The organism is Mesorhizobium sp. WSM4308 (assembly GCF_002294905.1).
GTDB lineage: Bacteria > Pseudomonadota > Alphaproteobacteria > Rhizobiales > Rhizobiaceae > Mesorhizobium.
Genome location: NZ_NSFW01000006.1, coordinates 12,184 through 35,751 on the forward strand (window position 1 = coordinate 12,184; position 23,568 = coordinate 35,751).

22 protein-coding genes are annotated in these 23,568 nt (G+C 65.2%); 10 read left to right on the forward strand and 12 right to left on the reverse strand.

From position 1 onward, the window contains the following. The first annotated feature begins 28 nt into the window (after window positions 1-28). The 4 genes from CK227_RS12470 (at window position 29) to CK227_RS12485 (ending at window position 2,949) form a co-directional block, all read left to right on the forward strand. Window positions 29-1,183, forward strand: a complete 1,155-nt coding sequence (locus tag CK227_RS12470) for an alpha-D-ribose 1-methylphosphonate 5-triphosphate diphosphatase (RefSeq protein ID WP_095773133.1) — start codon at window positions 29-31, stop codon at window positions 1,181-1,183. Further along, entirely contained in the window at window positions 1,180-1,809 is a 630-nt protein-coding gene (gene phnN / locus CK227_RS12475; RefSeq protein ID WP_179296439.1) for a phosphonate metabolism protein/1,5-bisphosphokinase (PRPP-forming) PhnN, read from the forward strand. Before CK227_RS12470 ends, phnN begins: the two co-directional genes overlap by 4 nt. A 172-nt stretch (window positions 1,810-1,981) precedes the next feature. Continuing rightward, window positions 1,982-2,737 (forward strand): COG4280 domain-containing protein, encoded by a 756-nt coding sequence (locus CK227_RS12480; protein WP_095773134.1) that lies wholly within the window; start codon window positions 1,982-1,984, stop codon window positions 2,735-2,737. Further along, the gene (locus CK227_RS12485; RefSeq protein ID WP_095773135.1) at window positions 2,734-2,949 is read left to right on the forward strand and encodes a hypothetical protein; all 216 of its coding nucleotides are present in this window, start codon (window positions 2,734-2,736) and stop codon (window positions 2,947-2,949) included. Before CK227_RS12480 ends, CK227_RS12485 begins: the two co-directional genes overlap by 4 nt. Window positions 2,950-3,014: 65 nt before the next feature. Here the strand turns inward: CK227_RS12485 and CK227_RS12490 are convergent, their stop codons facing one another. The 11 genes from CK227_RS12490 to CK227_RS12540 form a co-directional block, all read right to left on the reverse strand. Continuing rightward, entirely contained in the window at window positions 3,015-3,896 is an 882-nt protein-coding gene (locus CK227_RS12490; RefSeq protein ID WP_095773136.1) for an SMP-30/gluconolactonase/LRE family protein, read from the reverse strand. A gap of 2 nt (window positions 3,897-3,898) precedes the next feature. Beyond that, window positions 3,899-4,867, reverse strand: a complete 969-nt coding sequence (locus CK227_RS12495) for an ABC transporter permease (protein ID WP_095773137.1) — start codon at window positions 4,865-4,867, stop codon at window positions 3,899-3,901. Next, the gene (locus tag CK227_RS12500; RefSeq protein WP_245433479.1) at window positions 4,864-5,886 is read right to left on the reverse strand and encodes an ABC transporter permease; all 1,023 of its coding nucleotides are present in this window, start codon (window positions 5,884-5,886) and stop codon (window positions 4,864-4,866) included. The genes CK227_RS12495 and CK227_RS12500 overlap by 4 nt, the downstream gene beginning before the upstream one ends. Before the next feature lie 9 nt (window positions 5,887-5,895). Then, a complete protein-coding gene (locus CK227_RS12505; RefSeq protein ID WP_245318130.1) occupies window positions 5,896-7,398 on the reverse strand; it encodes a sugar ABC transporter ATP-binding protein in 1,503 nt (500 codons plus the stop codon). Window positions 7,399-7,466: 68 nt separating this feature from the next. Beyond that, entirely contained in the window at window positions 7,467-8,534 is a 1,068-nt protein-coding gene (locus CK227_RS12510; protein ID WP_095773140.1) for a substrate-binding domain-containing protein, read from the reverse strand. A gap of 57 nt (window positions 8,535-8,591) precedes the next feature. Further along, a complete protein-coding gene (locus CK227_RS12515; protein WP_245318131.1) occupies window positions 8,592-9,656 on the reverse strand; it encodes a substrate-binding domain-containing protein in 1,065 nt (354 codons plus the stop codon). 262 nt (window positions 9,657-9,918) lie between these two features. Next, a complete protein-coding gene (locus CK227_RS12520) occupies window positions 9,919-10,683 on the reverse strand; it encodes a GntR family transcriptional regulator (RefSeq protein ID WP_095773141.1) in 765 nt (254 codons plus the stop codon). Window positions 10,684-10,765: 82 nt separating this feature from the next. Beyond that, entirely contained in the window at window positions 10,766-11,491 is a 726-nt protein-coding gene (locus CK227_RS12525; protein ID WP_095773142.1) for an E3 binding domain-containing protein, read from the reverse strand. Beyond that, entirely contained in the window at window positions 11,488-12,498 is a 1,011-nt protein-coding gene (locus tag CK227_RS12530) for a C-terminal binding protein (RefSeq protein ID WP_095773143.1), read from the reverse strand. The genes CK227_RS12525 and CK227_RS12530 overlap by 4 nt, the downstream gene beginning before the upstream one ends. Before the next feature lie 34 nt (window positions 12,499-12,532). Then, window positions 12,533-14,917 carry a thiamine pyrophosphate-dependent enzyme gene (locus CK227_RS12535; RefSeq protein ID WP_245318146.1) on the reverse strand — a complete coding sequence of 795 codons (2,385 nt, stop codon included), beginning with the start codon at window positions 14,915-14,917 and terminating at the stop codon, window positions 12,533-12,535. A 138-nt stretch (window positions 14,918-15,055) separates the two neighbouring features. Further along, window positions 15,056-16,276 carry a mandelate racemase/muconate lactonizing enzyme family protein gene (locus CK227_RS12540; RefSeq protein ID WP_179296095.1) on the reverse strand — a complete coding sequence of 407 codons (1,221 nt, stop codon included), beginning with the start codon at window positions 16,274-16,276 and terminating at the stop codon, window positions 15,056-15,058. A 114-nt stretch (window positions 16,277-16,390) separates the two neighbouring features. Between CK227_RS12540 and CK227_RS12545 the strand changes: the two genes are divergently transcribed. The 4 genes from CK227_RS12545 to CK227_RS12560 are packed head-to-tail and all read left to right on the forward strand — an operon-like array spanning window position 16,391 to window position 20,215. Next, complete coding sequence (locus CK227_RS12545) at window positions 16,391-17,185, forward strand: SDR family oxidoreductase (RefSeq protein ID WP_095773145.1); 795 nt, start codon at window positions 16,391-16,393, stop codon at window positions 17,183-17,185. Between the two features lie 4 nt (window positions 17,186-17,189). Continuing rightward, window positions 17,190-18,038 carry a transketolase gene (locus CK227_RS12550; protein WP_095773146.1) on the forward strand — a complete coding sequence of 283 codons (849 nt, stop codon included), beginning with the start codon at window positions 17,190-17,192 and terminating at the stop codon, window positions 18,036-18,038. Continuing rightward, window positions 18,035-19,024, forward strand: a complete 990-nt coding sequence (locus tag CK227_RS12555; protein WP_095773147.1) for a transketolase C-terminal domain-containing protein — start codon at window positions 18,035-18,037, stop codon at window positions 19,022-19,024. The genes CK227_RS12550 and CK227_RS12555 overlap by 4 nt, the downstream gene beginning before the upstream one ends. Window positions 19,025-19,033: 9 nt before the next feature. Next, a complete protein-coding gene (locus CK227_RS12560; protein ID WP_095773148.1) occupies window positions 19,034-20,215 on the forward strand; it encodes a mandelate racemase/muconate lactonizing enzyme family protein in 1,182 nt (393 codons plus the stop codon). A 4-nt stretch (window positions 20,216-20,219) separates the two neighbouring features. On the opposite strand, the gene CK227_RS12565 is transcribed toward CK227_RS12560, so the two are convergent. Then, window positions 20,220-21,251, reverse strand: coding sequence for a LacI family DNA-binding transcriptional regulator (locus CK227_RS12565; protein WP_179296094.1), 1,032 nt, complete (start codon window positions 21,249-21,251; stop codon window positions 20,220-20,222). A 245-nt stretch (window positions 21,252-21,496) separates the two neighbouring features. Between CK227_RS12565 and CK227_RS12570 the strand changes: the two genes are divergently transcribed. Further along, window positions 21,497-22,507 (forward strand): ABC transporter permease, encoded by a 1,011-nt coding sequence (locus tag CK227_RS12570; protein ID WP_095773150.1) that lies wholly within the window; start codon window positions 21,497-21,499, stop codon window positions 22,505-22,507. A 54-nt stretch (window positions 22,508-22,561) separates the two neighbouring features. Further along, on the forward strand, window positions 22,562-23,536 hold the full coding sequence (locus tag CK227_RS12575) for a substrate-binding domain-containing protein (protein ID WP_095773151.1): 975 nt from the start codon (window positions 22,562-22,564) through the stop codon (window positions 23,534-23,536). Window positions 23,537-23,568 lie beyond the last annotated feature (32 nt).

The following is a 23,568-nucleotide window of genomic DNA, read 5'->3' on the forward strand; positions in this document are numbered from 1 at the left end:
TGCTCGAAGAACCAAAGGACTGCCCGAAATGACCGCCGAGACCGTTCTTTCCAACGCCCGCATCGTGCTTGCCGACGAGATCGTCGAGGGGTCGCTGGTGCTGCGTGACGGCTTTATCGCCGACATCGATGCCGGCAGCAGCCACACCAGCGGGAACATGGCCGGCGAGGACATGGGCGGCGACTATGTCATTCCCGGGCTGGTCGAGCTGCACACCGACCACCTGGAAGGCCATTACGCACCCCGGCCGAAGGTGCGCTGGAACCCGATCGCCGCGGTGCTTGCCCATGACGCGCAGGTGGCGACGGCCGGCATCACCACCGTGCTCGACGCCTTGCGCGTCGGCATGGACGAGGACGCCGACCTCACCTTGGCCGATATCCGCAAGCTGGCCGATGCCATCGAGGACAGCGTCGCGCAGGATCGTCTGCGGGCCGATCACTTCCTGCATCTGCGCTGCGAGGTTTCGGCGCCGGATTGCCTGCAGGCCTTCGCCAATTTCGACCGGGACGACCGGGTCAAGCTGGCTTCGCTGATGGATCATGCGCCCGGCCAGCGTCAGTTCGTCAATCTCGAAACCTATGCCTACTACTACCAGCGCAAGCTGAAGCTGACCGATCGCGACTTCCAATTGTTCTGCGAGAAGCGGATGGCGGAATCGGCGCGCTATTCGGCGCCGAACCGCGCGGTGATCGCGGCTGCCTGCCATGAGCGCGGCATCGTGCTCGCCAGCCATGACGACGCCACTTCGGGCCATGTCGACGAGGCGATCGAGCAGGGCGTGCGCGTTGCCGAGTTTCCGACCACCGAGGAAGCGGCGCGCGCTTCGAAGGCCGCGGGCCTGGGCGTTCTGATGGGTGCGCCGAACGTCATGCGCGGCGCCTCGCATTCGGGCAATGTCTCGGCGCGCACGCTGGCCGGCGACGGCCTGCTCGACATCTTGTCATCAGACTATATTCCCTTCAGCCTGATCCAGTCGGCCTTCTTCCTCGGCGACATGGTCGAAGGCATTTCGCTGCCGCAGGCGGTCGCCATGGTGTCGAAGAACCCGGCCGAGGCCGTTGGCCTGACCGACCGCGGTATCATAGAGCAAGGCCGCCGCGCCGACCTGGTGCGCGTGCGTGTCGATGACCATGTTCCAGTGGTGCGCACCGTCTGGCGGCAAGGGCGCCGGGTCGCATGATGGTGTCGGCCTTGATCGAGCGTGAATTGTCCGCTGAAACGTTCCCCGTCCGTCATGGCGTCTTTGTCGCCGTCGTCGGGCCAAGCGGCGCCGGCAAGGACACGGTGATCGGCTACGCCCGTACCCTCTTCGCCGATGAGACCCGGCTGGAGTTCGTGCGCCGCGTCATCACCCGGCCGAGCGATGCGGCGAGCGAGGATCACGACACGCTGGCCGACGCCGCCTTCGTCGAGGCCGAGGCCGACGGCGCCTTCGCCATTTCCTGGGAAGCGCATGGCTTGCGCTACGGCCTGCCTGCCGATGTCGACTGGTCGGTCGCCAATGGCCATGTGGCGGTGGCGAACGTGTCGCGTGCGATCATTCCCACCTTGCGCGAGCGCTATGCCAATCTGGCCATTGTCGAGATCACTGCTTCGCCTGACGTGCTGGCCTCGCGGCTGGCGATGCGCGGCCGCGAGTCGCGCGGCGAAGTGCTGGCGCGCCTGGCGCGCAGCGCCAATGTGACCCTGACCGGCCCCGGCGTGACCACGATCGACAATAGCGGCCCGCGCGAAGTGGCCGGCGAGCGCTTCGCCGAGCTGCTGCGCAAGGCAATGGCCTTCTCCGACATGTCGGGCATGATCTGATTTAGGCGTGCGTCCCGCAGCCCCGGTATCCGCGGCTCGATTGGCCCCAAGCGCCGCCCAGGGCGCTCACTTGCTTTCCCGCGGCTTCCGGAGCGCTATGTGGTGCTGACCATAGAAGTGATTCCACCCGCTCAGAGAACCCGTGGCGAACGAGACAGGACAGGAAGCTTTGATGCAGACGCTGACGCCCATCCTCCCGACGGTCACGGCGGCATTTCTCGCCTCCTTCGTCGAGGTCGTCGAAGCCTTCACCATCGTGCTTGCGGTCGGCGTGACGCGCAGCTGGCGCCCGGCGCTGACGGGCGCCGCCTTGGCGCTGGCGTTGCTGGCGGCGCTGGTGCTGGCATTCGGACCGCTGCTGGCGCTGGTGCCGATCACCACGCTGCAGTTCGTCGTCGGGGTGCTGCTGATCCTGTTCGGCATGCGTTGGCTGCGAAAGGCGATCCTGCGCAGCGTCGGCGTCATCGCGCTGCATGACGAGGACGCGGCCTTTTCCAAGGAGACCGCCGCCCTCACCCAGCAGGCCAATGACCGCCGCGCCGACCACCTCGCCGGCCTGGCCTCGTTCAAGGCGGTGCTGCTCGAGGGTGTCGAGGTGGTGTTCATCGTCATTGCCGTCGGCGCCGCCCATGGGCAGACGCTCTACGCCAGCCTGGGCGCGCTGGCAGCCTTCGTCCTGGTGATGCTTATCGGCCTGGCGGTGCACCGGCCGCTGGCGCGCGTGCCGGAGAATGCGCTGAAATTCGTGGTCGGGCTGATGCTGACCAGCTTCGGCATCTTCTGGACCGGCGAAGGCATCGGCGCCGACTGGCCGGGCGCCGATCTCGCTCTGCTCGCCATCTTCGCCATCGTCGCGCTGGCGTCCTTTGCCATGGTGCGCTGGCTGCGCGGCACCTATACCGTATCAGCCGGAGGGTTCGCCCGATGAGCGTCATCCGCCTTGTTGCCAGGGAATTCCTCGGCATGTTCGTCGATGACGGCAATCTGGCGCTGCTGGCACTGATGCTGGTGGCCGCCGTCGCGGCGGCGGTGAAGCTGCTGGCCCTGCCGCCGCTGCTCGGCGGCGCGCTGCTGCTGGTCGGCTGCCTCGCCATCCTGCTGCAAAGCGTTCGCCGCGCGGCACGTGCGGTCAAACGATAAAGACGGCACGCATGGCCTACTTCAGACATCGTTTCGATAGCGAAACGATGTTCGAGGTACACTGGCTATCCCTTGAACGCCGGCAGGGTCAGGCCCTTGACGCCGACATCGAGCGCGAACAATCCGCCCGGATTCTTCTGGCGGACGAAGTGGCTTGCCGGGCGCCTGAGCACGGCCGAGGTGACATAGAGGATGTCGAGATCCTTGCCGCCGAATTCGCAGCACGTCGGCAGGTCGGTCGGCAGAACCACGGTCTGCATCAATTCGCCATCAGGATCGTATCGGCAGACCTTGCTGGTCACCGGGATGGTCACCCAGTAGCAGCCCTCGGCATCGACGGTGGCGCCGTCGGCGACGCCGCCGGTCATCGTCATGTCGATGAACGTTCGGCGATTCTCGATATCGCCGGTGGCGGCATCGAAATCATAGGCCCACACCGCGCCGGCATGGCTGTCGGAGAAATACATGGTCTTGGAATCCGGGCTCCAGGCGAGCCCGTTGGAGCAGCCGATGCCGTCGATCATCTTGTGCACCGACAGATCAGGATCGAGCCGGTAGAGCGCGCCGATGAATTCGATCGGCTGACCCGGCACCTCGAACATCGAACCCGACCAGAAGCGGCCCTGGCGATCCGGCTTGCCATCGTTGAAACGGGTATTCGGCATATGCGATTCCGGGTCAACGATCGCCGCGAACGTGCCGGTCGCCGGGTCGAAGAAGTGAAAGCCATTGGCCATGGTCAGCACAAGGCCGCCCTTCTCGCGCAGGCCGAGGCAGCCGAGATATTCCGGTGTCTCGAAGGTCTCGTCCTTGCCGGTCGCTGGGTCGTAGCGATGGATCAGCTTCTTCCAGATGTCGATCCACCACAGCACGCCGGCCTTGGGATCCCAGAGCGTGCCTTCGCCGAGTTCGGCCCTGGCATCGACGACGCAAGTGATTTCGACCATGGTCAGCCCTCTTTTCTCCGCAGCCTGCCGCCGAGGCCGGCGAAGGTCTCGCTGCCGATCGAGACCGTGAGCAGGATCACCGCGCCGTAGACGATGAGCAGCGCGCCGCTCGACAGGTTCAGCGCCGGCAAAAGACCAGTGAGGATGGTGAGCACCATGGCGCCGGCGACGGTGCCCAGATAATGGCCGCTGCCGCCGAGGATGGAGGCGCCGCCGATGGCCACCGCCGCGATCGAGGTGAACAGATAGGCGTCGCCCATGCCGAGATAGGCCTGGCCAGAATAGCCGGTCAAGAGCATGCCGGCGAAAGCGGCTGTGAGGCCCGAGATGACATAGGTGAGGATGGTGGTGCGCGCGGTCGGCACGCCGGAGAATTCGGCGACCGTGGCGCTGGTGCCGAGCGCGTAGAGATGGCGGCCGAACGCCGCCTTGGAGAGCAGCAGCGTCGCCACCAGCGTCAGCGCCAGCCAGATCAGCGCGATGACCGGAAAACCACTGAGCCGCCCCACCGACAGGAACTGGATCAGGGCCGGCGCCGATGGCGTGGGCGAACCGCCGGTCAGCACCAGGATCAGGCCTTGCAGGATCACGTTCGTGGCCAGCGTCATGATGATCGGCGGCACGCCGAACTGGGCAACGCCGATGCCGTTGATGAGGCCGATGAAGGCGCCGCCGGCAAGCAGCAGCGGCATGACCCAGACCAGCGGCAGATCCTGCCCGCCGCACAGCAGCGCCATGATGATTGCGGCCGAATTCAGCACCCAGGGCACCGACAGGTCGATGCCGCCGCCGATGATGACGAAGGTCTGGCCGAGCGCGACGATGCCGACGAAGGCGGCCAGCACGACGGTGGAGCGCATGTTGGAGACCGACAGGAATCCCGGCGAGAACAGCGCCGTGACCAGGAGCAGCGCCAGCATGCCGGCATAGGCGAGCACGATGAGGCGGTTGCGGGCGAGGAAAGCGCTCATTGGGCACGGTTCCTTGCAGCTTTCTCGGCGACGGAACTGGCCAGCACCGAGAGCAGCAGGATGACGCCGGAGGCGACCGGCTGCCAATAGCTCGACACATGCAGGACGAAGACCAGATTGCCGATCAGGGTGAGCACGAAGGCGCCGATCAGCGTGCCGGCGAGATGGCCGCGTCCGCCGAACAGGCTGACGCCGCCGATGACCGCCGCCGCCACAGAGGGAAGGATATAATCCTTGCCGATGGTGGGCGAACCGGCGCCGGTCTGCGTCACCAGGAACAGCGCCGCACCGGCCGCGAACAGGCCGGACAGGCCGTAGGTGACGAGGTTGACCCTTGCGATCGAGACGCCGGACAGGAAGGCCGACTTTTCGTTGGAGCCGGTCGCCTGGATGGCGATGCCGACCCGCGTCGCCCGGAACCACCACCAGAATAACAGCAGCGCCAGCAGCATCCAGACAGGGTTGGTCAGGCCGAGGAGCTGTGCGGAAGCGAAGCCGACCCACCATGAGGGAATGCTGCCGCCATCGGTCGGCAGGATAATCATGGCGATGCCGTTGAGGATCGACCAGGTGGCGAGCGTGACCAGGAAAGGCTGCAGCTTGAGCAGCGAGATCAGCAGGCCGTTGAGTGCGCCGATCAGGAAACCGAGCGCCAGGATGATCAGCGCCCAAAGTGCCGTGGTCGACGCATCGTCGGTAAAGCGCGTCGCGGCGATCACCGTGCCGAGGCTGATCATGCCGCCGATCGACAGGTCGATGCCGCCGCGCAGCAGCACGATGGTCTGCCCGGTCGCCGCCAGCATCAGCGTCATCGCCGCCGCCGTGTCGAGGTTGAGCTCGTCCAGCGAGAAAACGCCGGATTGCAGGCTGCCATAGATGCCCACAATCAAGGCCAGCATCAGGCAGGCGACCAGGAACGGCGCCCGGTCGAGCAAGCGGCCGCGCCAGTCGATGGCCGGCTTGGTGGGCCTCGTCTTTGCCGGCCTCTGCGCCATCTCCACGGTCTGCTGCACGGACATCACCATGATTCAGGCCGCCCTGGTTTCAAGCATGGCGGCGCGCAGGATTTCCTCCTCCGAAATGTGAACCCCCTCCAGCGTCGCGGCAATGCGGCCGTTGCGCATCACCAGCACGCGGTCGGCGACATGGACGAGTTCCGGCATGTCGCTGGAATGGAACAGGATCGCATAGCCCTTGGCGGCGAGGTCGCGCATCAGCTGGAAGATCTCGCCCTTGGTGCCGACATCGACGCCGCGCGTCGGATCGTAGAGCAACAGCACGCGCGCCTGCGTCAAAAGCATCTTGCCGAAGATGACTTTCTGCTGGTTGCCTCCAGACAGGGTGCCGGCAAGCTGTTCCGGCGTGCCGGCCTTGATACGCAGGAAATCGACCATTTCCTTGACGAGCGCTGCTTCCTTTTGCCGGCTGAGCAAGCCGTTTTCGGTGAAGCGCTTGATGACCGACAGCGTCAAATTCTCGCGCACGCTCTTGGTCAAAAGCAGGCCCTGGCCGCGCCGGTCCTCCGGCACCAGCGCGATGCCGTCCTTGCCGGTCAGCGCCTGGCGCGGATTGCCGATCGAGACCGGCTTGCCCCACAGTTCGATCGAGCCGCTCGCCTTGGTGGCGCCGAACAGCGCCTGAAACAGTTCGCGCTGGCCATGGCCTTGCAAACCGCCAACGCCGAGTACCTCGCCCTCGCGCAGCGCGAAGTCGACGCCGGAAAGCCGGCTGCCGCTCGAAAACCCCTTTACCCCGAGAGCGATGCGATCGGTCGCGGTGGACACACGCTCGGGATAGAGCCGGTCGAGATGGCGGCCGATCATCTGGGTGACGATCTCATTGTCGGACACGGCATCGGCCTCATGCGCGGCGACGGTGCTGCCATTGCGGAAGATGGTCAGCCGGTCGGCGATGGCGCGCACTTCGGCCATGCGGTGCGAGATGAAGATGACCAACCTGCCCTCGGCGGCGAGCTGCCGGGTAAGGTTGAGCAGCCATTCGGCTTCCCGTGCCGGCAGCGCCGAGGTCGCCTCGTCGAGGATCAGGATACGCGGGTCCTTGGCCAGGCCCTTGGCGATCTCGACGATCTGCCGCTCGGCCAGGGTCAGCCGCCGCAACTCCTGATCCGGGCGAAGCGCCGGAAAGTTGTATTTTTCCAGCAGCGCCAGCGTCTTGAGGCGCATCTGCGTGCGATTGACGGTGCCGAGCCACGTGCGCGGCTCATGGCGAAACCAGATGTTCTGTTCGACGCTGAGATCAGGGATCAGCGACAATTCCTGGAAGACGGCGGCGATGCCGCGTGCCTGCGCCGCATCCGGATTTGCCGGGCGATAATCCTGGCCATCAACCACGATCGAGCCGCCATCATGCCGCACGGCGCCCGACAGGATCTGGATGAAGGTGCTCTTGCCCGCACCGTTCTCGCCAAGCAGGGCATGCACCTCGCCGGCGCGGGCGCTGAATGTCGCCTCGCTCAGCGCGACAATGCCGCCATAGCGTTTGGACAGGCCGTTGACAGTGACAAGGTCCATGCATGCGCCTTCGAAAAGCTCTCCCGACATCTTGCGATGCCGGGAGACAGGGTCGTGGTCACTGGATATTACTTCGCCCCGGCGGCTTCCGCAGCGGAGATCTCGACCCAGTCGGGCGTGATCGGCAGCGTCAGGCCGGGCGCCTGGTCCGGGAAGGCATTTTCGCCAATGGCGATCTTGATCATCTTGGTGCCCGGGTAGAGCTTGGACTCGAAGGGATCGGTGGTGACGAAATCGCCCTTGACCGAGACAGAACGCTCGGCCGGCTTCTTGCCGGTGTCGAGAATGTCGACCGCCAGCTTGATCGCTTCCGAAGAGAGATAGGCCGGGTTGGATCCCAGGATGCACTTGGCGCCTTGCGTCTGCGCGCAGGTGACGGCGGCGACATTGTAGGAGAAGCCGACGACCGGGACGATCGGCCGGCCGGCATCCTTCAGCGCCTGGATGGCGCCCGAGCCATAGCCTTGCGTCATGATGCCGTCGATCTTCGGATTGGCGGCAAGCAGTGCCGCGACACCCGACTGTTCCGGTCCGAGGGCATAGTTGCCGTTGTAGTAGCCGACGACCTTGATGTCGGGATATTTGGCCAACACCTTCTCATAGCCCCCCTGCAGCTGCGCCGAGATCGGCGCGCCGGCGAGGCCGCGGTCGAGGATGATGTTGCCCTTGCCGCCGAGCTGCGTGGCCATCCACTCGGCCATGACGGAGGGGATGCGGTCCCAGTCTGAAGCAACGGCATAAGCGCAGGGTTCGGTCACCACCTGGTCGAACGAGATGACGACGATGCCAGCGTCGCAGGCTTTCTTGATGGTCGGGTTCAAGGCCGAGTCCGAACCGGCATCGACGAGGATGGCGTCCGGCTTCTGGCGGATGATGTTGTTCAGCGAGTTGATCTGCGCCTGGACGGTGTTCTCGACATTCTCGATCTTGAGGTCGACACGGCCCTTCAGCGGTCCCTTGTTGACCGAGACGGTGGCGACGCGCTCCATCTGCTGGCGCCAGTCATTGCCCACGAAATTGTTCGAGAGATAGATGGTGTAGGGCTTCTTGTCCTCGGCGTGGCCAGTCTGCATGCCGGCAGCCATCATGGTGGCGGCAAAAGCTGCTAGGCCGATGTTACGGCTCAATGATTTCATGATTTTCTCCTCCCGTTTTTCGTTTCGCGCCTGATGTGGCGCATCGCAATCACCAAATCAGGTTCCCGAGGCCTCCTTGGGGGTGATCTCCACCCAGCTCGGCGACACCGGCAGGGAAAGCCCTGGCGCGAGATCCGGAAATACGGTCTTGCCGAGCTCGATCTTCACCGCCGAGGAATTCGGCGCGTATTTGGCGTCGACCATATCCGTGGTCAGGCCGGGTGAATTGAACAGCACGGTGGTGTCGGCGGGCTTCTTGCCAGTGTCCAGTATGTCGACCGCGAGCTTGATGGCTTCGGCCGACAGCGACGGCGGATTGGCGCCGAGCCAGCATTTGGCGCCCTTGGTCTCGGCGCAGGTGACACCGGTGCCGTTGAAAGCGGCGGCGACGATCGGCACCATCGGCCGGTCGGCATTCTGCAGCGCCTTGATGGCGCCGGTGCCGTAGCCCTGCGAGAAGATGCCGTCGACTTCCGGATGCGCGGCAAGCAGGCTGGCCACGCCTTCCTGCTCGGGTCCGGCGGCATAATTGCCGTTGAAATAGCCGACGATCTCGATGCCGGGATATTTCTTCAGCACGGCACCAAAGTTCTTCTCGAACTGTTCCGAGATCGGCGCGCCGGCGAGGCCGCGATCCATGAAAACCTTGCCCTTGCCGCCAAGGATGGAGGCCATCCATTCGGCCTGGTTGTTGGCCATGATGTCGAAGTCGGAATGCAGCTTGTAGGCGCATTCGGCCGACACGGTCTGGTCGAAGCTGACGACGATGATGCCGGCGTCGCAGGCCTTCTTGATGGTGGGATTGAGCGCCTCGGCCGACGACGCATCGATGAGGATGGCAGCCGGTTTCTGACGGATGATGTTGTTCAGCGAATTGATCTGAGCCTGAACGGTGTTCTCGGCATTTTCGATCTTGAGGTCGACGCGGCCCTTCAGCGGCCCCTTGTTGACGGCGACATTGGCGACGCGTTCCATCTGCTGGCGCCAGTCATTGCCGACGAAATTGTTCGAGAGATAGATGGTGTACGGTTTCGGGGTCGATGTATGGCCCGGCATCGCAGCCATCGAAGCCGCGAACCCGGCAAGCGCCACGAAGCAGGCGCTCAAGCTCCTTAGTCTCATGGTCTTCCTCCCTGTATTTCCTGCCCAGCCGGTGATGGACTGCGCCATCTTAGTCGGATGAAGACGCTAAATTGATACCGGTACCAATCACCTTTGTCAATTTGCCCAGACTTGCCAAAGGCTGCGTCCACGAGCCGAATTCGCCGGAGTTCCCCTCTTGCGACGTCTCCCGTGGCCGACCCTCCAGCCTAGCTATCATGCTATTATAATTTTATGAGCCTGTCTATGCGATGTCAGCAGAAAATCCCGCCTCCGGCGCGCTTCAGGACAGGTCGTTCGGCGCGTCGTAAGTGATGCTGAAGATATCGGCGGGGTGGCGGGCGACCGAGAATTCGATGCTGCGCTGGTCCGCCGACTGGTAGAGCATCTCTACCGTCAGCACCGGACTGCCGAGCGTTATGCCGAGGTCGGCGGCAACCGCCTCGTCGGCGATCTCGGCGCGCACCGTGACATGCGCCACGTCGAGTCGCAGGCCGAGATGTTTCTGCACCGAACGGAAGATCAGCACGTCGGAAAAATCCTCCCGCTTCAGGCGCGCGCCGATGTCGGGCGGGAAATAGGTGGTGATCTGCGCCTTGCGCTGTTCGCCGATCGACAGCACGCTGCGCAGGCAATAGCCGGCCTCGTCCTTGCCCATGCCGAAATGGCGCTGGAGCACGGGCGAAACCTCCTTGCGGTAGGATTTCACCGTCAGCTCGGCATCCTTGGTGAAGGCCGCCATGTCGGCGAAATTCTTGAACTTCCAGCTCAGATTGACCGAGGGGCTGCGCGCCGCGACCACGGCAGGCTTGGCCGAACGCTTGCGGATCAGCCCGTCGGCCTCGAGATCGCGCAGCGCCTGGCGAACCGTGATCAGGCTGACGCCGAAATGCTCGGCGATGGTCGCTTCCTTCGGCAGTTCGCCGCCGACGGGGAAGGTGCCGTTGCCGATCGGCTCGCGCAAAATGTCGGCGAGCTGGCGGTAAAGCGGCCCGTTGGCGCGGCCGAGCGTGCGCCTGGGAAGACTGTCTATGGTCGGGTGGTCCATGTGCCTCGTCGCGCCTGTGTCGAAGCTTTTATAATAGCTTCCCACGCCCGAGGCTAGGCAAGGCTGTTGACGATCAACCGTCTCAGACAAAGAGCCGAAGCGGCTGTTCGATCGCCGATTTCAGGGTCGCGAGCCATGCGGCAGCGGTAGCCTCGTCAACGCTCGCCGCGTCTGTCGTCAGCAGGCATTCGGCATGATCGCCCGGCGTGTCGGACGAAACGGTCAGGCGCATGGTGCGGCCCGGCAGAAGCGGCGTCATCATCGGCCTGATGTCGCTGGCCGGCAGCAGCCGCAGGGATAGGGTCGCTGGAGTTTCCGTCTCATCCCGGCTGTCGGCCAATGCCGCAAGCCGCAAGGCGCGCAGCGATGTCAGGGCCATTTCGGGGATCATGGCGAATACGGTTTGCCGGCCTGCCAGTTCCAGCGCCACGGAAGCGCCACCGAACCTGGCTGCCTGCGGCATCTCGACAAATGCTCGACCGGCGGCACGCAGCAGCACGTCGTCGATGGCGAACACATGGCCCGAGCTCTCAAGCGCCGCCAGCAGGTCTTGCAGCGCGCCGAGGGCAACGGCGGTGGCAAAGGCGGCGATCCGGTGCGCGGTCGGGGATAGGGCCGCTGCCGGGGCGACGGCATTGGGCGAGGCGAGCGGTGCGGCAACCGGAACGAAGCCTTGCACATCGGCGGCCAGGATGCGCCCGCCAGGACCGCTGCCGCGAAGTGTTTCGAGCGGCAGGGAACGCTCGCGCGCCAGGCGGCGGGCATAGGGCGAAACCGCCACCCGGACCTGCGCCGTCGCGATGTTCATTTCAGATACTCCGAATTCACGCAGTTGGTCAGCCGTCCCTCGGTGAGATAGGCGTGGACCACCTCGATCGATTTCAGCCGGAGGTCGCGCATCGACGCCGGGCTGTAGAAGGCGGCATGCGGTGTGACGATCAGCCGATTGGCGATCCAAGGCTCGCGGGCGCGCCAGGCGGCGAGCAGCGGATGATCGAGATCGCCGGGCTCGCTCGGCAAGACGTCGAGGCCGGCGCCGGCGACGATGCCCTCGCGAATCGCCGCTTCCAGCGCGTCGAGATCGACGATCGGACCACGCGCGGTGTTGATGAGGACAAGGCCTGGCCTGGCGGCGGCGAAGGCGGACGCGCCAAGCAGCTTGCGGGTCTCCTCGCTGAGCGGCGTGTGGACGCTCACCACATCCGCCCGCTCCATCAATTCACGGAGCGAATGGACGCGTTCGTAGCCGGTCGACAGGTCGACACCGGACAGAAGGTGCGGGTCGTAAAACACCACCTTCATATCAAAGGCGGCGGCGCGACGGGCGGTCGCAAGTCCGATGCGGCCGAGACCGACAATGCCGAAGGTGGCGCCCTTGTGCCGGCGGACCAGCGGCGCCTTGGAGAAATGCCAGCCTTCGGCGCCATAGCTGGAAAGCTCGGCGCCATAGGCCGATGTGCCGCGCGTCAGCGCCAGCATGAGGCCGATGGCGTGATCGGCGACCTCGGTGGTGCCATAGTCCGGCACGTTGCAAGCCGGAATCTTCCGCGCACCCCAGCCCGCCGTATCGATGTTGTCGAAGCCGACGCCGGAACGCACCGCTATGCGCGCCTTGGGAAAGGCCGATGGCGCGGCGGCGACATTGTGGGTGGGCGAATAGTTGATGACGGCGTCGACCACCTCGCAGACGGCAGGATCGAGTGCGGCTGCCTTGTCGTTGGTCGAGCGTGCGAGGATGAACTCCATATCGGGATAATGCTGCCGCTCGAGTTCGGCCTCATCGGCGGCTTGCCAGTTGGCGCACAGGATCTTCATGCCAGCCCCTTCGGATTTCAAGTTCGGTGATGGGTTATTTCTTGATGCCGCCGATGCGGCCGCCCATCGGCACCACGGCGCCGACCGGCTGATCGATGGCGCTGAGCGTGCCGCTGACCGGCGCCTCGATCTCGACCACGGCCTTGTCGGTCTCGATTTCGGCGATCAGTTCGCCTTCCTTGACCTGATCACCGACCGCCTTAAGCCATTTGACGACGGTGCCTTCGCTGACGGTGAGATCGCCGAACGGCATTGTGATCGGCTCGTCGTCGCTGGGAGCGGCAGCCGCTGAAGCGGGGGGCAAGGAGCTGGCCGGAGCAGGCGTTGGCTTAGCCGACGCAGCACTTTTCAGGCCGACCGTGTACCAATGGTCCGGCACTGGCGGCTGGCCCGACATGACGTCGCGCACGCCATGGGCGATGCGCGCCGTATCGACCAGCATGGCGCGCTCCAGCACCGGCGCGAAGGGATGCGAGGTCGGCGCGGTGTGCAGCCTTCCCGGTGGGGCGTCGAGCTCGTCGAAGGCGAACTCGTTGATGGCCTGGGCGATCTCGCCGCCAAGGCCGCACATCGCCCAGGCTTCGTCGACGATGAGCAGGCGATGGGTCTTTCGGACGCTGGCGACGATGGTGTCAATGTCGAGCGGCATGATGGTGCGGGGATCGATCACCTCCGCCTCGATTCCTTCGGCGGCGAGCGCCTCGGCTGCCTCCAGCGCGCGCTGCACCATCTGGCCGGCGGCAACGATGGTGATGTCGGTGCCTGCCCGCGCAATGCGCGCGACGCCGAAAGGCACAAAATGCTCGCCGACCGGCACCTCGCCCTTGGAGGCGAACAGCGCCTTGGGCTCAAGCATGATGACCGGATCGCCGGCCCTGAGCGCGGTCTTCATCAGGCCCTTGGCATCGGCAGGGGTCGACGGCACGCAGACGATAAGGCCCGGCATATGGGCGAAGACGGGATGATAGATGCCGCTGTGATGCGGCCCGGAGCTGCGCAGCGCGCCGGCGCCGACGCGCACCACCATTGGCGCGCTCATCAGGCCGCTGGTCATGTAGCGCAGCTTGGCCGCCTGCAGGAAGATCTGGCCGGCGGTTTCGAAGGCAAAGTCGGCGAACATCAGGTCCGAGACGGTGCGCGCACCGGTGGCCGAGGCGCCGACGGCGGCGGCGGTGAAGCCCTGCTCGGAGATCGGCGTGTCGACCATGCGCTCGGCGCCGAATTCCTGCCAGAGGTTTTTGGTGTGAGCGAAACTGCCGCCGCGCTCGCCGGTGCCCTCGCCGAAATAGAGGATCGCCGGATTGGCGCGCATTTCCTCGGCGATGCCGTCACGTACGGCCTCGAGCCATCCCTGCGTGCGGGTCTCGCCGACGGCTCGCCAAGCCAAGGCGGCGGGCGGATTGATCGGATCGGCAAAGACATGCAGAAGCACCGTCGCCGGATCGGGCTCGGGCGAGTTGCGGGCAAAGGTCAGAGCCTCCTCGACCACCTTCTCGATCCTCGCTTCTATTGCCGCGAGCGCCTCGGCATCGGCGATGCCATAGTCCTCGATCAGCCGCTTGCGGAACATGTCGATGGGGTCGCGCTTGATCCAGGCGTCGAGTTCCTCCTGCGTGCGATAAGTGCCGATGACCGGATCGCCCTCATGGTGACCGACGGTGCGGTAGGTCTTGGCCTCGATCAGCGTCGGGCCCTTGCCGGAACGGGCGCGCTCGGCGGCCTCCTTCATCGCCAGCCAGACGGCGAAGACGTCGTTGCCGTCGACCGCAACCCCAGGCATGCCGTAGGAGGCGGCCTTGGTGGCGATCTCTGGGTTCAGCGTGATCGACTTCAGCGGCGTCGCCGTGGCGTAGAGGTTGTTCTCGCAGACGAAGACCGCCGGCGCCCGCTGCACGGCGGCGAAGTTGAGCGCCTCGTGGAAGCCGCCATGGTTGGCGGCGCCGTCGCCGAAGAAAGCGACGCCGATGTCGTCGCGGCCCTGCTGGCGGGCGCCCATGCCGATGCCGACGGCATGGCCGATGCCGGCGGCGACGATGCCGTTGGTGCCGAACAGGCCGACCGAGCGGTCGTAGAGATGCATGGTGCCGCCGCGGCCGCCGCAAATGCCGTCAACCTTGCCGAACAGCTCGGCCATCACCCGGCCGGGATTGGCGCCCTTGGCCAGCGCGTGGCCGTGGCCGCGATGGGTCGATGTCACCCAGTCGGTTGGCCGCAGATGCGCGCAGACGCCGACGCCCGTCGCCTCCTCGCCGATATAGAGATGCAGGAAACCGGGTGTTTCGCCCTTGCGGCAGGCGATCTGGGCGATGCTTTCGAAACGGCGCAAAAGTACCATGCGTTCGAACAGATCGAGCAGGATTTTTGGATCGGGCAGGTTTGGAGCGCCCTTGAAATCGTCGCGTGCGCGCGCCGCAGACATTGCCACCAGAGCCTCCCTGAAATGCGTCCGACGCCGGGCGGCAGAGCGCCGGCGGCGAGCTTGTTGGCCGCTCGCTTTGGCGCATCATAGATTATAATAGCATAATGTCTACTGACTTCGGACCGGGCCGTGCGATGGCTAGAGTCTGGTGATCCGAACGGTCGCGTCGGGCCGCTGAAACAGCTCCGGCCGCAGGCTGAGACCCAGCCCCGGCCCTTCGAGCGGCGCAACGTGGCCGTCCTTGACCGGCGGAATGTCGGCGACGATCTCGGTGTACCAGCCGGTGAAATACGCGCGCACCGCCTCCTGGTAGTTGACGTTCGGCAAGGTCGCCGACAGCGCGCAACTGGCGGCATAGACGATCGGCCCGGTGCAATCGTGCAAGGTGACAGGCAGTTCGCTGGCCTCGGCCATGTTGGCGATCTTGCGCGCTTCGGAGAGGCCGCCGCACCAGGCGAGATCAATCATGATCACGCTGGCCGCGCGCTTGTCGATCAGTTGCTTGAACATCTGCCGCGAGGCGAGCCGCTCGCTGGCGGCGATCGGTATTGATGTATGGCGGGCAAGCTCGGCCATGGCGTCAAGCTCGTTGTAGCGGATCGGCTCCTCCAGCCAGGCGACGTCATGGGCTTTCAGCGCCTCGGCGATGCGCAGCACCGGCGGCAAGGTCCACAGCCCGTGCAGTTCGACCATGATTTCCATGTCGCGGCCTACAGCGTCGCGGATTTTCTGGAAAGGCTCCAATGCCTTGTCCAGATCGGTCAGCGAAATGCGCGTGCCATTCGATGCCTCGGCGGCGATGTCGAACGGCCAGATCTTCATCGCGCCGATGCCTTCCGACTTCAGACTTCTGGCGAGATCGCCGGCATTGTAGCGCCAGGCGAGCAGGTCCTCGTACGGGCCTTCGTTGGAATCGCCAGGCTTGAGCGACCAGTCCTCGCCGCGCTCGAACAGGGCGTTCCTCTTGGTGGCCCGGACGTGCTTGTAGCCGGCGCAGGTGTTGTAGACCGGCACGCTCTTGTGGGTGCGCCCGCCAAGCAGCCGCCAGATCGGCTCGCCGAGCGCCTGGCCATAGATATCCCATAGCGCGATGTTGACGGCGGAATTGCCGCGCAGCTCGGCGCCGGAATCGCGGGCGCCGACATAGACGCTGCCCAGCATGCGGTCGTGCAGTTCGATGTCGCGCGGATCCTTGCCGAGGAGATAGGACGCGACATTGTCGTGGATGTAGGCGGCGACCGGCCCCGGCGCCCAGAACGTCTCGCCGGTGCCGATCAGGCCGGCATCGGTGTGGACGCGCAGCCAGAACAGGAAGGGGAATTCCGCCAGCTGCAGCGTCTCGAGCGCGACGACTTTCATTGTTTTCTCCCCATTGCAGCGAACCATGCGGTCGGCGGGACAATAGCACATCGCCGTTGACAGCCATTTATGGTACCGGTATCAATCGCGTCAAGATGGCCACCGGGGGTTTTCTTGCCAGCCGAGAATCACAACACGCCGCCACGAAGGGCACTTGTCACCGGTGCCGCCGGCGGCCTCGGTCGCGAGGTGGCGATCCAGCTGGCGCGGCGCGGCTGTGTCGTCGCGGTCACCGACATCAATGGCGAGGGACTGGCCGAGACCGCCACGCTGGTCGGCGAAACCGGCGCGGAAAGCGAAAGCATCGTCAGCGACTTCACCGGGGAAGGCGCGCCGGAGGCGGCGGTGGAGAAAGTGGTGGCGCGCTGGGGCGGCATCGACATCCTCGTCAACAATGCCGGCTATGGCGTGATCGAGCCCTTCCTCGACGCCACCTTCAAGGCCTGGACGCGCACGCTGGCGCTCAATGTCACGGCCCTTGCCATGGCCTGCAAAGCGGCGGGCCGAGTGATGCGCGAGCAGCGTTCGGGGCGCATCATCAACATCACCTCGCCGGGTTCGCGCATGGCGCTGCCCGACTACACCGCCTACACGGCGAGCAAGGCCGGGGTCGATTCCATTACCCGCGCCGCAGCGGTAGCGCTGGCGCCCTATGGTGTGCTGGTCAACAGCCTGGCACCGGGCATGATGGACACCGAAATGCAACGCTCGACCGAGGTCGACCTGGCCCGCGCCAATGGCCGCAGCGACCTGCAGGCCTTCCTCGACGAGCGCACCCGCCGCATCCCGCTCGGCCGCCGGGCCGAGATTGCGGAAGTCGCGGAAGCCGTCGTCTGGCTCTGTCTCGATGCGCCCAAATACATGACCGCCGAGCGGCTCAACATGTCGGGCGGGCTCGACAAGGACTGATCAGATGCAGCGAAACTCCCCACCCGGCAGCGCCGATATCGGCGCGCTCGAACGCAAGGCGATACGATTGCGCCGTCACATGCTGACCATGGCGCGCGGCCAGGGCCAGGGTTATATCGGCCAGGGCCTCGGCATCGCCGATGTGCTGGCCGCGCTCTACTTCCACGAACTGCGTTACGATCCACACAATCTGGCGTGGGCCGACCGCGACCGCTTCCTGCTCTCGACCGGGCATTATTCGATCGCACTGTGGGCAGCGCTGGCCGAGGCCGGCATCATCCCGGTCGAGGAACTTGCCACCTATGGCGCCGACAACAGCCGGCTGGAGATGTCGACGCTCGACACGACGCCAGGTGTCGAGGTCATCGGCGGCTCGCTCGGCCATGGCCTGGGGCAAGGCGTCGGCCAGGCGCTGGGCCTGCGCATCGACAAATCCGAGGCGCGCGTCTTCGTCGAACTGTCCGATGGCGAAATGCAGGAAGGCTCGACCTGGGAAGCGGCGATGTCGGCCAGCCATTTCAAGCTCGATGGGCTGGTGGCACTGGTCGACTGCAACGGCATCCAGGCCGACGGGCCTGTCGTGCTCGACATGGAGCCGGTGGCCGACAAATGGCGCGCCTTCGGCTGGCAGACATCGGAGATCGACGGCAACGACATGAAGGCGGTGGTCGGCGCGCTGGCCGATGCGCGCGAGCGCAACGGCAAGCCGAAGGCGATCGTGCTGCGCACGCTGCCTGGCAAGGGCGTGCCGCGTATCGAAACCGCCGAGAAATCGCATTTCTTCCGCATCGACGTGGCGCAATGGGACGGCATCATCGCCGAGTTCGAAAAGACCGTGGGAGCAAGCCAATGAGCGGCACAGCGACGGAGGCCGGCCGCACGCTGGCCATGGGTCAGGACGAAGCGGTCCGCGGCGGCCGGCAAAGCGTGGAAGCGCCGTTTGGCAAGGCGCTGACGCGGCTCGGCCACAGCCGTCCCGACATTGTTGGGCTGACCGCCGACCTCGGCAAATACACCGACATCCTGCCATTCCGTGACGCTTTCCCCGACCGCTTCTTCAATGTCGGCATGGCCGAGCAGAACCTGGTCGCTGTCGCCGCTGGGCTGGCGCGTACCGGCAAGGTGCCGTTCGCCACCACCTATGGCGTGTTCGCGACAAGGCGGGCCTATGATTTCGTCGCCATCGCGCTCGCCCACTCCAACCTTAACGTCAAGATCGTCGCCGGCCTGCCGGGATTGACGACCGGCTATGGCGGCACGCACCAGGCGATCGAGGATCTGGCGCTGATGCGCATGATCCCCGGGCTGACCATCATCGACCCCTGCGACGCGACCGAGATCGAAGCGGCGACCAAGGCGATCGCAGAGCGTCACGGGCCGGTCTACATGCGGCTGCTGCGCGGTTCAGTGCCCGTGGTATTTGAAGCCGGCTATCGTTTCGAAATCGGCAAGGCGCGCAAGCTTCGTGGCGGTTCCGATGTCGGCATCATCTCGACCGGCTTCATGACCGAGCGGGCACTGGATGCGGCGGACGCGTTGCGAAAAAAAGGCATCTCCGCCGGCGTGCTGCACGTGCCGACCATCAAACCGTTCGACACCGAGGCGGTGGCCGCGTTCGCGGCTGGCGTCAGCCACATCGTCACCACGGAAAACCATGTTGTCGTCGGCGGCCTGGCCAGCCTCGTTGTCGAGACCTTGTTCGACGCCGGCATTGCGAAGAAAGTCAGCCGCATCGGCTTGCCCGACCGCTACATCGAATGCGGCGCGGTGCCGACCCTGCAAGCGAAATACGGCCTGACATCAGAAGCCGTCATCGCCGCGATCATAGCCCTGGCTTAGGACGACCGCATGAAAATCACCGAAATCGAGACCTTCGCCGTCGGTGCCGGCTGGAAGAACTGGCTGTTCGTCAAAGTCCATACCGACAACGGCATCCATGGGATTGGCGAAGGCACGCTGAACGGCTTCATCAAGACCACCGAAGCCGGCGTGCACGAGCTCAAGCATCTCGCCATCGGCCAAGACCCGCGCCGCATCAATGCGCTGGCCAAGCGCATGCTGGACAGCGTCTCGCTCGACGGCGGCCACATCCACCGCACGGTGATCGCGGCGGTCGAGGTTGCCTGCTGGGACATTCTGGGCAAGAGCCTCGGCGTGCCGATCCACCAGTTGCTCGGCGGCCAGGTGCGCGACAGCGTGCTCGGCTACGCCAATGGCTGGTACCGCACCGAGCGCACGCCGAAGGCCTTCCTCGAAGCCGCCAAGGCGGTGCTGGCGAAAGGTTTCAAGGCGTTCAAGCTCGACCCGTTCGGCACCGCGCAAGGTTTTATCTCGCGCGAGGAATTGGAGCTTTCCTACGCGATCTGCCGAAAATTGCGTGATGAACTGCCTCGCGATACGCTGATCCTGATCGACGTGCATGCGCGCTTCACCGAGATCGCCGCCCTGCAGGCCGCGCAGAAATTCGCCGATCTCGACATCTTCTGGTGGGAGGAGCCGACCTCGCGCGACCGGCAAGAGACGGTGCACGAAGTGGCGCATCGCTCACCGATCCCGGTGGCGACCGGCGAAATGTACGACACGGTCGGGCAATTCTACACGCTGGCCGCAGGTGGGGGCGTCAACATCTTCCAGCCCGAACCGATGTCGCTCGGTGGCATTGCGCCGTCCATGCAGGTGGCCAACCTCGCGCTTGCGCATGGCAGCCACATCGCCCCGCACCAGAGCGGCGGACCGGTGGCGACGGCGGTGTGCCTGCAGCTGGCGGCCGCGGTGCCGAACTTCCTCATCCAGGAGCACTTCGACGCTTTCAACGACCCGTGGACGCGCGACCTCGTGACCTGGCACCCGACCGTCAACCCGGCCAATGGCCATCTGTCGCTGCCCGACGCGCCAGGGCTCGGCATCGATCTCAACATCGAGGCGATCAAGAACCACCCTTACGATCCCAACGCCTATCTCAACGTCCACGCGGAGGGCTGGGAAAAGCGCCTCGGGCGTCGGGAAGAGACGGGGTGGCGTGGCCTCTAGTCCGTCACGCGCTTTCGCGATCGACGATCTCGAAGCCGAGGCTGGTGATGGTCGGCACCTTGGTGTCGCCGCCGAGCCTTGCCAGCAATTGCCGCACCGCACGGCGGCCCATTTCGTAGCGGTTGACCTTCACCGTGGTCAGCGGCGGATAGAGCTGCGCGGCGAGATCCATGTCGCCATAGCCGGCGATGGCGATCCTGCCCGGCACGGCCCAGCGCCGGCGGTGGCATTCCTGCACGGCGCCGACCGCGAGCGTGTCGCTGGAAAAGAAGATGGCATCGATATCCCGGTGGCGGGTGGTCAGCGTCACCAGCGCCTCGGCACCGCCCTGCGCGGTGATTGGCACTTCGACCTCCATATCGGCATGGTTCTTGATGCCGAGCTCCGTCAGGGCGGCATGGTAACCGGTGCGGCGCTGCCGCAGGCGGTCATTGCCGTGGATCGGCGTCGAGACGAAGCCGATGCGCTTGTAGCCCTTGGCCGCCAGATGCATGGTCATGGCATAGGCGGTCTCGAAGTTGGAGACGCCGACCACCATGTCGATCGGCTTGCGGCCCTTGATTTCGGAAATTTCGACCACCGGGGCGCCGCTGCTCTTCAGCAAGGCACGCGCCGCTTCGCTTTGCACGAAGCTCTGCAAGATCATGCCGACCGGGCGCCAGCCGAGCAGGTTGCGGATCGACTTCTCCTCGGCCTCCTGCGTGAACTCGCCCTGCACCAGGAGCATCGAATAGCCGCTCTCATGGCATTCGTCGGACATGCCTTGCACCTGTTCGGCAATGCCCGAATTGATCAGCGGTGGCACCACCGTGCCGATCATGCGGCCGTTGCCGCGCATGCTGGACGCAAGCCGGTTGGGTACGAAGCCGGCCTGTTCGATCGCCTCCAGCACCTTGGCGCGCGTCTCCGGCGAGACCATGTCGGGATTGGACAGCGCGCGCGACACCGTCATCGGCGCCACGCCGACCCGCTTGGCGATCTCGCGGACGCCGAGGCGTTGCGGCTTCTTCTCGTCCGCCGGCGGCTTATCGACCATCACCATGCTCCAAGAAAGCGCTATCCGCCAAGGCAATGTCCTGCGGATCACGCCGAAACGTCCATTCATAGCGGTTGCCGCGAGTGCTTGCCAGCGATGGACCCAGCTATGCACCGCCAGAAAATTTCATCGTTGACAAGTTATAATATTATAATCTTAATGGCCGAGAGGAGCGCGCCAGGATCGGCGCGGGCGCATGGGGCCGGCCGCAAGAGCCGGAGACGGTCGCTGCCAGGGAGGTCGGGATGAACAGCGCGGCTGAGGTGAGCGCGTCGCCCAGGGACGCGCGTTCGTTCCGGCGGCGACTGATCGGCTTGATTGCCGTCGGCGAGGTCGGCGTGCTGGCGGCCATGGCTTTGCTGATCGCCTTCTTCTGGCTGCTCGAGCCGGCCTTCCTGTCGGAGCGCAACATCCGCGCCATTCTCAACGTCGTCTCCTTTGTCGGCATCATCGCCATCGGCCAGACCATTCTGCTGGTCGCCGGCGAGTTCGACCTGTCGGTCGGCTCGGTGGCTGGTCTCTCCGCCGTGGTCGCCGCCAAGCTGATGACCGCGGCCGCCCTGCCGGTGAGCGTCGGCATTCTCGGCGGCATAGGCGTCGGCGCGCTGATCGGCCTCCTCAACGGCCTGATCGTCGTCAGGCTGGGTATCCCTGCCTTCATCCAGACGCTCGGCATGCTGTTCATCGGCCAGGGCCTGATCCAGGTGGTGACGGGCGGCTATCCGGTCTATCCGCTGCCCGAGGCGATCAACACCATTGGCGGCACCGATCTCGCCTTCGGCCTCGGCTGGAGCTTTGCCTTCTTCATCGTCGTCGCCCTCCTTGCCGACTTCGTGCTGCGGCGCACCGTGCTCGGGCGCAACATGTATGCCACCGGCGGCAACAAGGAAGTGGCGCATCTCGTCGGTATCAACACCAGCGCCTACAAGATCGGCGCCTTCATCACCGTCGGCGCGCTGTCGGCGATCGCCGGCATGTTCGTAATGGCCGATCTCGGCAGCGGCGGCACTTCGATCGGCAGCGGCTGGGAACTGACCGTTATCGCCGGCGTCGTGGTCGGTGGCGTCAGCCTGTTCGGCGGCGCCGGCACGGTGGCCGGCGGCGTCGTCGGCATCCTGATGCTGAAGGTGGTGCAGAGCGGCCTCGTCGTCATTGGCGTCAACTCCAACTGGCAGCAGATCGCGGTCGGCGTGATCATGGTCATGGCTGTCGGCCTCGACATAGTGCGCCGCCGCTACTTCATCGCCGGCGCCTGAGAGGCCGCTTATATTGCGCCGGCAAAAATGCCGGCGAACCAAGGGAGGTAAGGCATGAAGACCCATTTGAAAAAGCGGCTGATCCGAACCGCATTGGTGGCGGCGGCACTCGCCACCTCGCTCGGCTCGGCGAGCCTGGCCCGGGCGGCGGACATTCACCTGCTCTGGGTGCAGGCGATGAAGGATCACCCGGTGCATCGGCTGATGCAGGCGGGCTTCCTCAACAAATGCAAGGAACTTGGCTACACCTGCGAGGTGGTCGGCGACCCGAGCGCCACCAACTGGGATATTCCGGCGACCTTGCCGCTTGCCGAGGCCGCCCTTGCCCGCACCAAATACGACGCGATCGGGGTCTACGGTCCCGATCCGGCCATCTTTTCCTACATCTCCAAGCTGGCCAAGGAAGGCTTCCCGATCGTCACCTGGCACGTCCTGCCGCCCGAAGGGACCGTCAACGGCCTGAAAGCGGCGACGGGAGAGAACATCGCCGAAGCGGGAACCAATGCCGCGATCGCGATCGGCGACAAGCTCGGCGGCAAGGGCACCGTGGCGTTGACGCAGGGCGCTTCCAACGACACCGAAAACGCCATGTCGGATGCCTTCCGCAAGACCATCGCGGCGAAATATCCCGGCATCAAGGTGCTCGACACGCAGATGGAAGGCTTTGAACCGTCGGCGGCCGAGGCAAAAGCGGTGGCGATCCTGCAGGGCAATCCCGATGTGACCGCCGCCTTCGGCACCACCGGCAACAGCATCCAGACCTGGTCGGGCGCCGCCCGCAAGGCCGGACGCGATGTCGTCATCGTCGGCATGGACTATATCAGGCAGAATCTCGATCTGGTGAAATCCGGCGCCGCCTACGGCATCGTCGCGCAGCCGCTCTATGAAGAGAGCGCCAAGGTCGCCGAACTTCTCGGTGATCTCGCCCAGGGCAAGACCGTGCCCTACAGCAATCCGCTGCCGGCAAAGGTGATCACCGCAGCTGATCTCGATCCCTATTACAAGATGCTGGACAGCGCCGGCCAGTAACACCTGCCGCCGGGCCCGCGCCTTGCAGGCCC

What these genes read in the sequence shown, in the direction of transcription:
- CK227_RS12470 (WP_095773133.1), top strand. Translation starts at nt 29, where the DNA reads ATGACCGCCGAGACCGTTCTTTCCAACGCCCGCATCGTGCTTGCCGAC.
- phnN (WP_179296439.1), top strand. Translation starts at nt 1,180, where the DNA reads ATGATGGTGTCGGCCTTGATCGAGCGTGAATTGTCCGCTGAAACGTTC.
- CK227_RS12480 (WP_095773134.1), top strand. Translation starts at nt 1,982, where the DNA reads ATGCAGACGCTGACGCCCATCCTCCCGACGGTCACGGCGGCATTTCTC.
- CK227_RS12485 (WP_095773135.1), top strand. Translation starts at nt 2,734, where the DNA reads ATGAGCGTCATCCGCCTTGTTGCCAGGGAATTCCTCGGCATGTTCGTC.
- CK227_RS12490 (WP_095773136.1), bottom strand. Translation starts at nt 3,896, where the DNA reads ATGGTCGAAATCACTTGCGTCGTCGATGCCAGGGCCGAACTCGGCGAA.
- CK227_RS12495 (WP_095773137.1), bottom strand. Translation starts at nt 4,867, where the DNA reads ATGAGCGCTTTCCTCGCCCGCAACCGCCTCATCGTGCTCGCCTATGCC.
- CK227_RS12500 (WP_245433479.1), bottom strand. Translation starts at nt 5,886, where the DNA reads ATGTCCGTGCAGCAGACCGTGGAGATGGCGCAGAGGCCGGCAAAGACG.
- CK227_RS12505 (WP_245318130.1), bottom strand. Translation starts at nt 7,398, where the DNA reads ATGGACCTTGTCACTGTCAACGGCCTGTCCAAACGCTATGGCGGCATT.
- CK227_RS12510 (WP_095773140.1), bottom strand. Translation starts at nt 8,534, where the DNA reads ATGAAATCATTGAGCCGTAACATCGGCCTAGCAGCTTTTGCCGCCACC.
- CK227_RS12515 (WP_245318131.1), bottom strand. Translation starts at nt 9,656, where the DNA reads ATGAGACTAAGGAGCTTGAGCGCCTGCTTCGTGGCGCTTGCCGGGTTC.
- CK227_RS12520 (WP_095773141.1), bottom strand. Translation starts at nt 10,683, where the DNA reads ATGGACCACCCGACCATAGACAGTCTTCCCAGGCGCACGCTCGGCCGC.
- CK227_RS12525 (WP_095773142.1), bottom strand. Translation starts at nt 11,491, where the DNA reads ATGAACATCGCGACGGCGCAGGTCCGGGTGGCGGTTTCGCCCTATGCC.
- CK227_RS12530 (WP_095773143.1), bottom strand. Translation starts at nt 12,498, where the DNA reads ATGAAGATCCTGTGCGCCAACTGGCAAGCCGCCGATGAGGCCGAACTC.
- CK227_RS12535 (WP_245318146.1), bottom strand. Translation starts at nt 14,917, where the DNA reads ATGTCTGCGGCGCGCGCACGCGACGATTTCAAGGGCGCTCCAAACCTG.
- CK227_RS12540 (WP_179296095.1), bottom strand. Translation starts at nt 16,276, where the DNA reads ATGAAAGTCGTCGCGCTCGAGACGCTGCAGCTGGCGGAATTCCCCTTC.
- CK227_RS12550 (WP_095773146.1), top strand. Translation starts at nt 17,190, where the DNA reads ATGCAGCGAAACTCCCCACCCGGCAGCGCCGATATCGGCGCGCTCGAA.
- CK227_RS12555 (WP_095773147.1), top strand. Translation starts at nt 18,035, where the DNA reads ATGAGCGGCACAGCGACGGAGGCCGGCCGCACGCTGGCCATGGGTCAG.
- CK227_RS12560 (WP_095773148.1), top strand. Translation starts at nt 19,034, where the DNA reads ATGAAAATCACCGAAATCGAGACCTTCGCCGTCGGTGCCGGCTGGAAG.
- CK227_RS12565 (WP_179296094.1), bottom strand. Translation starts at nt 21,251, where the DNA reads ATGGTCGATAAGCCGCCGGCGGACGAGAAGAAGCCGCAACGCCTCGGC.
- CK227_RS12570 (WP_095773150.1), top strand. Translation starts at nt 21,497, where the DNA reads ATGAACAGCGCGGCTGAGGTGAGCGCGTCGCCCAGGGACGCGCGTTCG.
- CK227_RS12575 (WP_095773151.1), top strand. Translation starts at nt 22,562, where the DNA reads ATGAAGACCCATTTGAAAAAGCGGCTGATCCGAACCGCATTGGTGGCG.